Annotated in this window: 11 protein-coding genes; 10 read left to right on the top strand and 1 reads right to left on the bottom strand. The window is 56.7% G+C overall.

Annotation, left to right across the window (positions count from 1 at the left end; all coding sequences use genetic code 11):
- Window positions 1–210 precede the first annotated feature (210 nt).
- The 5 genes from DYH27_RS10345 (at window position 211) to DYH27_RS10365 (ending at window position 5450) form a co-directional block, all read left to right on the top strand.
- Window positions 211–777: an Ig-like domain-containing protein gene (locus tag DYH27_RS10345; RefSeq protein ID WP_025067246.1), complete on the top strand. Its 567-nt coding sequence runs from the start codon at window positions 211–213 to the stop codon at window positions 775–777.
- A 406-nt stretch (window positions 778–1183) separates the two neighbouring features.
- Entirely contained in the window at window positions 1184–1861 is a 678-nt protein-coding gene (locus DYH27_RS10350; RefSeq protein WP_025067247.1) for a NigD1/NigD2 family lipoprotein, read from the top strand.
- A 40-nt stretch (window positions 1862–1901) separates the two neighbouring features.
- Window positions 1902–2468 carry an RNA polymerase sigma factor gene (locus tag DYH27_RS10355; protein ID WP_025067248.1) on the top strand — a complete coding sequence of 189 codons (567 nt, stop codon included), beginning with the start codon at window positions 1902–1904 and terminating at the stop codon, window positions 2466–2468.
- On the top strand, window positions 2465–3805 hold the full coding sequence (locus tag DYH27_RS10360; RefSeq protein ID WP_025067249.1) for a porin family protein: 1341 nt from the start codon (window positions 2465–2467) through the stop codon (window positions 3803–3805). Before DYH27_RS10355 ends, DYH27_RS10360 begins: the two co-directional genes overlap by 4 nt.
- A 376-nt stretch (window positions 3806–4181) precedes the next feature.
- The gene (locus tag DYH27_RS10365; RefSeq protein ID WP_029216553.1) at window positions 4182–5450 is read left to right on the top strand and encodes an MFS transporter; all 1269 of its coding nucleotides are present in this window, start codon (window positions 4182–4184) and stop codon (window positions 5448–5450) included.
- A 157-nt stretch (window positions 5451–5607) separates the two neighbouring features.
- Here DYH27_RS10365 and mutY read toward each other — a convergent pair whose 3' ends face one another.
- The gene (gene mutY, locus DYH27_RS10375) at window positions 5608–6615 is read right to left on the bottom strand and encodes an A/G-specific adenine glycosylase (RefSeq protein WP_025067250.1); all 1008 of its coding nucleotides are present in this window, start codon (window positions 6613–6615) and stop codon (window positions 5608–5610) included.
- A gap of 215 nt (window positions 6616–6830) precedes the next feature.
- On the opposite strand from mutY, the gene DYH27_RS10380 reads away from it, so the two are divergent.
- The 5 genes from DYH27_RS10380 (at window position 6831) to mreD (ending at window position 10754) form a co-directional block, all read left to right on the top strand.
- Window positions 6831–7196, top strand: coding sequence for an outer membrane protein assembly factor BamD (locus DYH27_RS10380; protein ID WP_025067251.1), 366 nt, complete (start codon window positions 6831–6833; stop codon window positions 7194–7196).
- Window positions 7197–7572: 376 nt separating this feature from the next.
- Window positions 7573–8169, top strand: coding sequence for an IMP cyclohydrolase (locus DYH27_RS10390; protein WP_029216552.1), 597 nt, complete (start codon window positions 7573–7575; stop codon window positions 8167–8169).
- 46 nt (window positions 8170–8215) lie between these two features.
- Complete coding sequence (locus DYH27_RS10395; protein WP_004353746.1) at window positions 8216–9238, top strand: rod shape-determining protein; 1023 nt, start codon at window positions 8216–8218, stop codon at window positions 9236–9238.
- 13 nt (window positions 9239–9251) lie between these two features.
- Complete coding sequence (mreC, locus tag DYH27_RS10400; protein WP_025067253.1) at window positions 9252–10136, top strand: rod shape-determining protein MreC; 885 nt, start codon at window positions 9252–9254, stop codon at window positions 10134–10136.
- Window positions 10137–10253: 117 nt separating this feature from the next.
- Window positions 10254–10754, top strand: coding sequence for a rod shape-determining protein MreD (gene mreD, locus DYH27_RS10405; protein ID WP_025067254.1), 501 nt, complete (start codon window positions 10254–10256; stop codon window positions 10752–10754).
- The last annotated feature ends 3 nt before the right edge of the window (window positions 10755–10757 follow it).

Raw genomic sequence — 10757 nt, forward strand, 5'->3', positions numbered from 1 at the left:
CAAGTACGGCAAGTTTATTGTTTTTATTGAACAGCCAGCCCGGAATAATCCCGCTTGACCGAGGCTGGATCCGTCTTTCTGTTTAACATGATTTAACCGTCCTGTCAGGCAAGTTTCTGCGTTTTCCGGTTTTAATGAGTGACAAGACAATGAATCATGATCACATCTTGAACAAGTAAACAAAACTGAAAACAAGCATTTAAAAAAGAAATGGAAAAGAAAACAATCTTCAAGACAATGATGGTGGCAGCATGCTGCCTGGGAGCTGCAGTGTTCGCATCCTGCGACAAGGACAATGACAACAACAGGAGCAATGGGCTGCGGCTCAGTGCCGACAGAATCACGGTCGCACCCGGTGCCAAGGCCAGCGTGACCGTCGCCAACGCCGCACAGCCCCTCACGGTAAAATCGACCGACGAAAAGACAGCTACGGCTAAGGCCGACAAGAACACCGTCACCGTCACGGGTGTCAAGGAGGGCAAGGCCTCCGTCATCGTCACCGACAAGAACCGGCAGACGGCTACGGTTGCCGTCACCGTGGCGAAGCCCCTCGCTTTCGACAAGACCGAACTGAAGATTGCCGCCGGAAAGGAAGCGACGTTCGCCATCAAGTCGGGGAAAGCACCTTATACGGTGACGGTCAGGGACAAGCGGATCGCCACGGCGACAGTAAAGGATGCCACCGTCACGGTAAAGGGTGTCAAGAAGGGAACGACCACCGTCAGCGTGCTTGACAAGGACAAGCTGGCCGGGATGGTCACCGTCACCGTGAATTAGCAGCAGCGGTCCTGCCGTCGCGGAACAGGGAACAGCACATCGGGCTTTCCCTGTTCACCGCCGCCGGATGCCTTGCCGGAGCACCGGACACAGGTACTGGGAAAACGGACTTGGCAGGCATTTGATTATCAATGCGTTATGAAGCCTGTTGGAAAGGTGCTTAGTTGCGTCCCAAGTAAGCCTTGATTGCACCTCAATCAGGCCTTGGTTGCATCTCAATCAGGCCTTGGTTGCAATGCAGGCAATACCCGACAGGATTCCGCCCGGTCCGACGTGCTGCCGCAGCCGCATCTCCAGAGGCTTGCAGGCCGTCCGGTGCGGAGGGGGATAATGACGGAAGGCGGGAACGGTACATACGTCAGAAATATTTTGTAAATTTGCAACATAAAATCATGGAGGAAAGAAAATGAAGCGTTTTTTCAATTATCTTATTGTGCTGGGTGTGCTGCTGGGGACGATGTCGCTGCATTCGTGCCTGAACGATGACGATACCGACAACTCCGTCAACTATCCGAACGCACTTGTCACCATCAAGACCAACAGCCCCACCGGACAGGTGTATTTCCAGCTGGACGACGAGACGACCATCCTTCCGACGAACATGAAGACTTCGCCCTACGGGAACAAGGAGGTGCGTGCGCTCACGAACATCCGGGTGCAGGACGGACAGAACGGGCACTACTCCAAGAGTGCGTATGTGAACTGGGTCGACACCATCCTTACGAAGAACATGGCAAGGAGCCTCGGGAAGAAAGACGATGAGACGTACGGAAAGGACCCCGTGGAAATCGTCAAGGACTGGACGACGGTCGTTGAGGACGGCTATCTCACCCTGCGCTTCCGCACTTATTTCGGCAGCGGGAAGAAGCATGTCGTGAACCTCGTCAAGGGGGAAAAGCCCTATGAGGTGGTGCTTCACCACAATGCCGCAGGCGACACGAGGGGCTTCATCCGCGACGGACTCGTGGCATTCAGACTGAACGACCTGCCCGACACGCAGGGGAAGACCGTCGACCTCACGCTGAAGTGGCAGTCGTTCTCGGGCATGAAAAGCGTCACCTTCAAATACAAAAGCCGTAAATAGACAGAACGAGCCTTCGGGGAGCGTGATCTCCTGATGACCAATGAGACTGTTTGGGAATAATAAAGAGCAGCATATCTTAAGCCTTTTCGCCAAGGGTGATGACCGTGCCATGGACAAGCTCTATGGCACGTATGCCGATTATCTGGCACAGGTGTGCCTGCGCTACATCGGCAACCGGGAGGACCTGCACGACGTGCTGCAGGAGGCTTTCATCAGAATCTTCACCGGCATACATTCCTTTGAGTACAGAGGGAAAGGCTCTCTGAAGGCATGGCTCACCCGGACCGTCGTCAACGAATCGCTCCGTTTTCTCCGGGACCATGACACGGAACTCTTCGTGGACAAGGACATCGACCTGCCTGACAGCACGGACGACGGACCGGAGACGGACGGACTGTCCATCACGCAGATCACCGACGCCATCCGCAGGCTGCCGCCGGGCTACAGGGCTGTTTTCAACCTGTTCGCGATAGAAGAGAAGAGTCATAAGGAAATAGCAGAAATGCTCAATATCAGACCCGACACATCTGCATCGCAGTTCTACAAAGCGAGGAATCTGCTTGCAGGGATGCTGAAGGACCTGAACAGACAAGGACATGAAGTATGAAGGAAGAGTGGCTTGACAAACTGCGGACGCGCCTGCACAGAGAATGCGGCGAGGAAGCACCCAGAGGACTTCTCGACGACATCCGGAAAGAGATGGAGCGCCGGGGAGCTGTTCCGGCACGGCCTGTACGGCAGAAGGCGACGACGGTTCCGATGTGGATTCTCCGCACAGCCTCTGCCGCCGCCGTCGTTGCAATGGTCCTGTATATAGGCAGCAGGTTCGGCGGACAGTCCCCCTTGCCGCCGCAGACTGCAAGAATGGCAGGCGGCAGGACGACGGACATACAGGTGTGCCCCATGGCACATCCGGATGCTGACAGGATTGCCGCCCCCCGCACTGCAAGGATGCCTGCTGCCGTGGACGGTGGCGTGCAGGACGGCGGAGGACGGCACAGGCTGCTTGCCTGTCTGTCGCACGGAAGGACGGAAAGGACGGCAGTCTGTGGTGCGGGTGACCTTCATGCAGTGCAAGGAAAGCCGGAAGCCACGCCCTGCACGGACGATCGCCGGCCTGTCTTTCATCAGGAAAAGGAAAAACCGCAGCGTGTGGACGGTCCTCTCCCGGGAGAACGGAATCCCGGAACACGGCCGTCGGCAGGGGGAAGTCGTTATTCCGGGAACGGCAGCTACGGTGGGGGAGAGATCCGTGCTGTGGGCAAAGTCCGTCCGCCGCGTTTCAGTGTAGGGCCTTCCTTCAGCAGTACTGCCGGAACAGCATCCGGCGGGGGAGAGATGCTTCTTGCGACAGCCGACCCCTATGGAGACTACGGACCGGAGTTCTCTGGAGTGAACGTGCGGAACCAGACGATAAGGGCGGACGAGACACGGACGCATACGAAGCACCGGCAGCCGGTCAAGTTCGGCCTTTCGGTAAGATATGCCCTCAACGACCGGTGGAGCCTGCAAACCGGACTTGACTACAGCCGTCACAGTTCGGAATTCACCTACATCAGGGGAGGACGGGAACGCAGGGTGGAACAGCGGCTGCACTATGTCGGCCTTCCGGTGAGTGCAAGCTACAGCCTTGTCAGGACAGGGAAAGTCAATGTCTATGCGACGGCGGGCGGTGAGATAGAGAAACTCGTGAAGGGAGAGTCGAGGCAGACGGCGGAGGCTTTGCCTGCCGGTCAGGAGCACACGGTCGTGAAGGAAGGACGCCCGGTCTTCTCTGTCAATGCCGCCATCGGTGCGGAATACAGGTTCGGCAGGGATGTCAGTGTCTATGTCGAACCGGGCGTGAGCCGGCATTTCAACAATGGAAGTGCCGTCGAGAATATATACAAGGACAAGCCCACGGGATTTAATCTCAGCGTCGGAGTGAGGGTGCAGGTGAGGTGAAAGCCTCACCCCCGGCCCCTCTCCGAATGGAGAGGGGAGTAGACACCGGGTTTCCCCTGCCCGAGGGGCAGATGAAGGCATTTCATAAATCTTGAGTCTTAATCCTTAAACCTCAAATCTCAAATCTCAAACCTCAAATCTCAAACCTCAAATCTCAAACCTCAAACCTCAATCCTCAAACCTTAAACCTCAAATATAACACCTATCTCTGTTCTGTCTCATTAATTTTGCGTATCTTTGCCGTTGCTTGAAAAATCGCCGGAGGATACTCACGAATCAGGGGCTGAGGCCCTTTCCGGCAGGAAGACAGACTACCTGCACGGTGTCCGTCATCCGTCCGGCGGTCTGGAGTACGGAATCAAATACGCAACAAACATTGAAGACAGGAAGAAAGACAAGCCCATGGGCATGGATTCCCTCGCTTTATTTCGCCGAGGGGCTGCCCTATATCGCCGTAACCGTGTTGTCCATCCAGGTGTATATGCAGCTGGGACTCTCCGACAGCGAGATTACCTTCTACGCCTCGTGGCTCTATCTGCCGTGGGTTATCAAACCGCTGTGGAGTCCGTTCCTCGACCTCGTGAAGACGAAACGCTGGTGGATTGTCGTCATGCAGCTGCTTGTCGGCGCGGCTTTCGCCGGTGTGGCCTTCACGGTCAACACGTCGCTGTGGCTTCAGGGGACCATCTGCTTCTTCTGGCTGCTGGCTTTCAGCAGCGCGACGCACGACGTGGCGGCCGACGGCTTTTATATGATGGGGCTCAATCCGCACGACCAGGCTTTCTTCGTAGGCATACGTTCTACATTCTACCGCATCTCGATGGTTGTGGGCAAGGGCGGACTGATTGCGCTTGCCGGTTTCCTGCATCAGGAGTTTGATGTGCAGTGGACGTGGTCGCTGGTGTTCTACGGTCTGACGGCACTTTTCATCGGTCTGGCACTCTATCACCGCGTCATCCTCCCCCGTCCGCAGGAGGATGCAGACCGGGAACGGTTGTCTGCCCGCCGGCTGCTGCACGATTTCGGCCAGACCTTCGTATCGTTCTTCCAGAAGGAACAGGCGCTGACGACCATCTGTTTTCTGCTTCTCTTCCGGCTGCCCGAAGCACTGATCATGCCGATTTCCCAGCTCTTCCTCCAGACTCCGCAGGCGAAGGGCGGGCTGGCTCTTACGGAGATAGCATTCGGTACGGTGAACGGCATCGTGGGTGTCGCAGGCCTGCTGTCAGGCGGCATCATCGGCGGTATGATGGTCAGCCGCGACGGTCTGCGCCGCTGGCTGTGGCCGATGACGGCTGCCATCACGCTGCCCAACATCGCCTATGTCTATCTGGCCTACCGGCTTCCGTCGAGTGTCTTCGCTGTCGGAGCGGCAGTGTTTATCGAGAACTTCGGTTATGGTTTCGGCTTCAGTGCCTATATGCTTTTCATGATCTATTTCAGCCGGGGTGAACACAAAACGAGCCATTATGCTCTCTGTACGGGTTTCATGGCTCTTTCGATGATGATTCCCGGGCTGTTTGCCGGCACATTGGCCGAGGCGGTGGGTTACCGATGGTTCTTCGTCATCGTGATGGCGGTCTGCGTCTTTCCGTTCCTTGTCGCCCACCGGCTGCGCATCGAAGGCGACTTCGGGAAGAAATAGCATCGTCGTCTCCCTCGGTGGCGAAAGTCAAAACCAGTTCTCTTCCGGTCTGAGCACGTCATCAGCCTCTTTGATACATTTCCCGGATGACGGCTCTTGCAGGGAGGTAGCTTCCCGGAGACGGCTGCTGCATGACGGCACGTTGCCGTCTTCGGAGTCAGTCGGCCGGTATGTCTGCAAGCAGGATTTCTATCAGCCGGGGCAGGGCATGGGCCTGCAGTTCGTCTCGTGTCACCCAGATGAAGTCTTCCGGCAGCGTGGGGCGTGTGTGCGGCTCCCACAGATAGAGGTCGGCAAGGATGACCTGATGGGTCAGCACGTGCTTTACCTCTTTGTGCAGCAGCCGTGCCTCCCCCTCCCATCCGGCGGCATCGGGCGACGTGAGGTGCGTGTCCTGCGGCAGTTCCCACAGTCCCTGCCAGATGTCTCCGGCCCCCCGCTGGTGAATGGCGATATGTCCCTGATGTTCTATATATAAATAGGTGAAACGGCGTTCCCGCTGTTTCACCTTTTTGCTTTTCACGGGCAGCCCCTCGGTACGGTGCTCACGGAAAGCAATGCACGTCTCGCACAGCGGGCAGGTGGCACACCTCGGGGATGCCGGTGTACACTGTATGGCTCCGAAGTCCATGATGGCCTGGTTGTAGTCGGCCGGTTCGCCGTGTGGAATGAGCGACTGCGCCATGGCCTGGAACTCTTTCTTTCCCTGTGTAGAATCTATCGGCGTATCGATGCCGAAGTAACGGGAGAGGACACGGTAGACATTGCCGTCCACCACCGCGACAGGTTCGCCGAAGGCGAAGGAGGCGATGGCGGCGGCCGTATAGTCGCCTACGCCCTTCAGGGTCTTCAGTTCCTTGAAAGTGCGGGGGAAGCCCCCCATCCCGACCACCTGCCGTGCGGCGGCATGGAGGTTCCTCGCCCGGGAGTAATAGCCCAGTCCCTGCCATGCCTTCAGCACCTCGTCTTCTGTTGCGGCGGCCAGGTCGTCGACGGAGGGCCACTGCGCCATGAACCGTTCCCAGTAAGCCGTTCCCTGCGCGATGCGTGTCTGCTGCAGGATGACCTCGCTGAGCCATATTGCGTAGGCGTCGTCCGTCTGCCGCCAGGGCAGGGGGCGTCCGTTTTCCTTGAACCATTGAAGAAGAACTGCTGAAAAGATCATGGTGCAAAGGTAGTTAAAAAGTAGAAAAAGAATGAAAAGAAGACCGGGGTTTTGTTGTCCGGATCATTATTATTTCCTATTTTTGCCTTGTTCATCGCCCTGTGGGGGCTGCCTCTCCCTCTGCCGTCCCCCCCTCATGCAGCAGACCGGCGCAGTGCCGGGACAGGGCTGACGGAAGTAGAATCAGAAGTAAATAGATTGGAACGAAGATGAAGATGAGAATGAAGATGAAGAATATGCTTGCGGGGCTTGCCCTTGTCGTGGCCGCCCTATCGGCTGGTTCGTGTGCCACACGCGAGTCTGCCGTCAACGATCTGCAGAACTTCTCCTACGAACTGCGCGACAACAGCCAGTATTACACGGCCAGAAAGTGGAAGAAGGCCGTGAAGAAGTTCGGGAGAATACGCCGTGAGATAGCCCGTCACGACTATACAGTAGCCGAACGCCAGCGCATCGGAAAGCTCGAAGGCGACTGTGCCCGCTACATGGTGCGGGGCGTGAAAGACGGTGTGGCAGATCAAGTCCTGGGCATCGGGAGCGAGATACAAGGCATTCTGGATGCCATCGGCATCAAACAGTAACCGGCCCGGCAGTGCCTGCTCTGTTCCGGTCCGGCGGCAGGCCGTCTTGCTTATGGGTATTCGGAAATGAGCATCTGGCCGCCGGGAACAGTGTTCCCAGTCGTTGGGAACAGGTGTCCCAGCCGTCGGGAACGGTATTCCCAGGCGTTGGGAACATCGTTCTCGACAGTCTGGTGCGGTCGGCCGCTGTGTCCGACGGCAGGTCTGTCCGTAGTTTCTTGTCAGGTCCTCTGGTCTGGAACGGAAGCGTGCAGACCGGCAACACTTTTGATTTTCAGCAAATTGTTGCTGCACTTTTGGTTTTTTTTGAATTAAAATGTTGTATAGTCGCTTATAATTAGTAACTTTGCAAATCAAATCCATAAACTGTTTTACGATGGCTGGTACAAAACAGATCAAGACCGCTCTGATTTCCGTCTTCCACAAGGACGGACTGGAGGACCTGCTCAAGAAGCTGGACGAGGAAGGCGTGAAGTTCCTCAGTACGGGTGGTACGCAGGAGTTCATCGAGTCGTTGGGCTATGAATGCCGGAAGGTGGAAGACGTGACCTCTTACCCCTCCATTCTCGGCGGCCGTGTGAAGACACTCCATCCGAAGATTTTCGGAGGCATTCTCGCCCGCCGTGACAACGAAGGCGACCAGGCGCAGATGCAGAAGTATGACATCCCTGCAATCGACCTCGTCATTGTAGACCTTTATCCGTTCGAGCAGACGGTGGCCGGCGGAGCCGGTGCCGAGGAAATCATCGAGAAGATCGACATCGGCGGCATCTCGCTGATTCGTGCCGGCGGCAAGAACTTCAAGGATGTCGTCATCATCCCGAGCAAGGCCGAATATCCCGTGCTGCTCCAGATACTCAACACGAAAGGGGCGCAGACCGACCTGGAAGACCGCAGGATGTTCGCCGAGCGCGCCTTCGGTGTCAGCAGCCATTACGATACCGCCATCCACAACTGGTTCGCAGCAAGATAGGCCGGTTTGAGAACGAAACATACACTTACAAATTATACATTGATTAATGGGATTATTTTCATTTATCCAGGAGATTGCTATGGACCTGGGAACGGCGAACACGATTATCATCAGTGATGACAAGATCGTCGTTGACGAGCCGTCTGTGGTAGCTTTGGACCGCCGCACGGACAAGATGATTGCCGTGGGAGGCGATGCCAAGATGATGTACGAGAAGGAACATCCCAATATCCGTACCATCCGTCCGCTGCGCGACGGCGTTATAGCCGACTTCACCGCCTGCGAGCAGATGATGCGCGGACTGATCAAGATGGTCCACAGCGGCAACCGCTTCTTCTCGCCTTCGCTGCGCATGGTGATCGGCGTACCGTCAGGTTCTACCGAAGTGGAGCTGCGGGCCGTCCGCGATTCAGCCGAGCATGCGGACGGACGCGACGTCTATCTCATCTTCGAACCGATGGCGGCAGCCCTCGGCATGGGGCTCGACGTGGAGGCGCCGGAAGGCAACATGATCGTTGACATCGGCGGCGGCAGCACCGAGATTGCCGTGATTTCCCTGGGCGGTATCGTCTGCAACAACTCCATCCGTGTGGCCGGCGACGACCTCACGGCGGATATACAGGAATACATGAGCCGCCAGCACAACGTGAAGGTCAGCGAACGGATGGCGGAACGCATCAAGCTCCACGTAGGTTCGGCCCTGACCGACTTGGGCGAGGAAGCGCCGGACGACTACATTGTCCACGGTCCTAACCGCATCACGGCCCTGCCGATGGAGGTCCCTGTATGCTATCAGGAGATTGCCCACTGCCTTGACAAGACCGTTGCCAAGATAGAGAATGCCGTGCTCTCGGCACTCGAAAACACACCGCCCGAGCTTTATGCGGACATCGTGAAGAACGGTATCTATCTCAGCGGCGGCGGTGCCCTGCTCCGCGGCATCGACAAGCGGCTGACCGACAAGATCAACATCCCGTTCCACATCGCCGAGGACCCGCTGCACAGCGTGGCCAAGGGTGCAGGCATTGCATTGAAGAACGTAGACCGTTTCTCGTTCTTGATGAGATAACAGACCGACGTTCATGCACAATCTGACAGAGTTCCTTGCTAAGTACAAGCATTGGTTCTTGTTCGTTGCCCTGGAAGTCTTGAGTATGGTTCTCCTGTTCCGATTCAATGACTATCAGGGCAGTGTGTGGTTCACATCAGCGAACTATGTCGCCGGGCTGGCGTATGACGCAACTTCCAGGGTGACCTCCTATCTGACGATGGGCGAGGTGAACGAAAAACTGACCCGGCGCAACCTTGAGCTGGAGCAGGAGGTGAAGGAACTGTCCGCCCGGCTTTACGACACGACGAAGGACTCCGCCTATCTGCACCGCGGCCAATACCGCTTCCTGTCGAAGTTCCGCCTGATACAGGCGAAGGTCGTGGCCAGCTCGCTCGACCGCCCCGACAACTTCATCACGATCGACAAGGGAACATGGGACGGTGTACGCAAGGACATGGGCGTGGCGTGCGGCAACGGTGTTGTCGGCATCGTCTATATGGCAGGCATCCATTACGCTGTCATCATCCCGGTGCTGAACTCGAAGTCGAACATCAGCTGTTCCATCCAGGGGCGCGACTACTTCGGCTACCTCCACTGGAACGGAGGGGCGAGCGACGTGGCTTATCTGGACGATGTGCCCCGCCATGCCAGGTTCAAGCTGGGCGACCGTGTCGTGACGAGCGGTTACTCTTCCGTATTCCCGGCAGGTGTGCTGGTCGGCCGGATCAGGCACGTCTACAACTCGGAAGACGGACTTTCCTACCGGCTTCAGATACAGCTTTCCACCGATTTCGGCAACCTCCGTGACGTCTGTGTCATCGACGATGCCTCCGTCAGGGAGCAGCGGCAGGTCATCAAGGCCGCACAGGACTCCATCAGGCCGCTTGAGGAGCAGAGTGCCGGCCGGGGACGGTAGGTGCCGGCCGGCGTGTCCCCCTGCCGTATGTCCTGCGAGATGCCTTCCCGGCAGTCGTCCACCCCTCTTCCGCCTCTGTACAGGCCGTTGATTCCCTTTGATTTACGAATAGACAGAATGAATGTAGATTTTCTTAGACGTTTGCTTTGGTTTGCCGTGCTGACGGTGGCACAGGTGTTTGTACTCAATCACATCCATCTGTTCGCTGTTGCCACGCCGCTGCTCTATGTCTATTTCATTCTTCAGTTTCCCCGCAACCATCCCCGGTGGGCTTCCCTGTTGTGGGGTTTCCTGATGGGTGTCATCATCGATACCTTCTCCAATACGCCGGGTGTCGCCGCAGGGTCGCTGACCCTTGTCGCCGCCCTGCAGCCTTTTGTGCTGAAGCCTTTCATTCCGCGCGAAAGCAGCAGCGATTTCCAGCCCGGAATGGACACGCTCGGCATACCCCAGTACGCATGGTATGCCGCCATTCTCATTCTGATATATAATGTTGTGTTCTTCTCATTGGAGATGTTCAGCTTCTTCAATGTGCTGGAATGGCTGCAGTGTATCGGCGGCAGTTCGCTGCTTACGCTCATTCTCATTCTTGTGGTCGAGAACGTAAGGAGGCGGTAGGAT

The organism is Prevotella denticola (genome assembly GCF_900454835.1).
Lineage (GTDB): Bacteria > Bacteroidota > Bacteroidia > Bacteroidales > Bacteroidaceae > Prevotella > Prevotella denticola.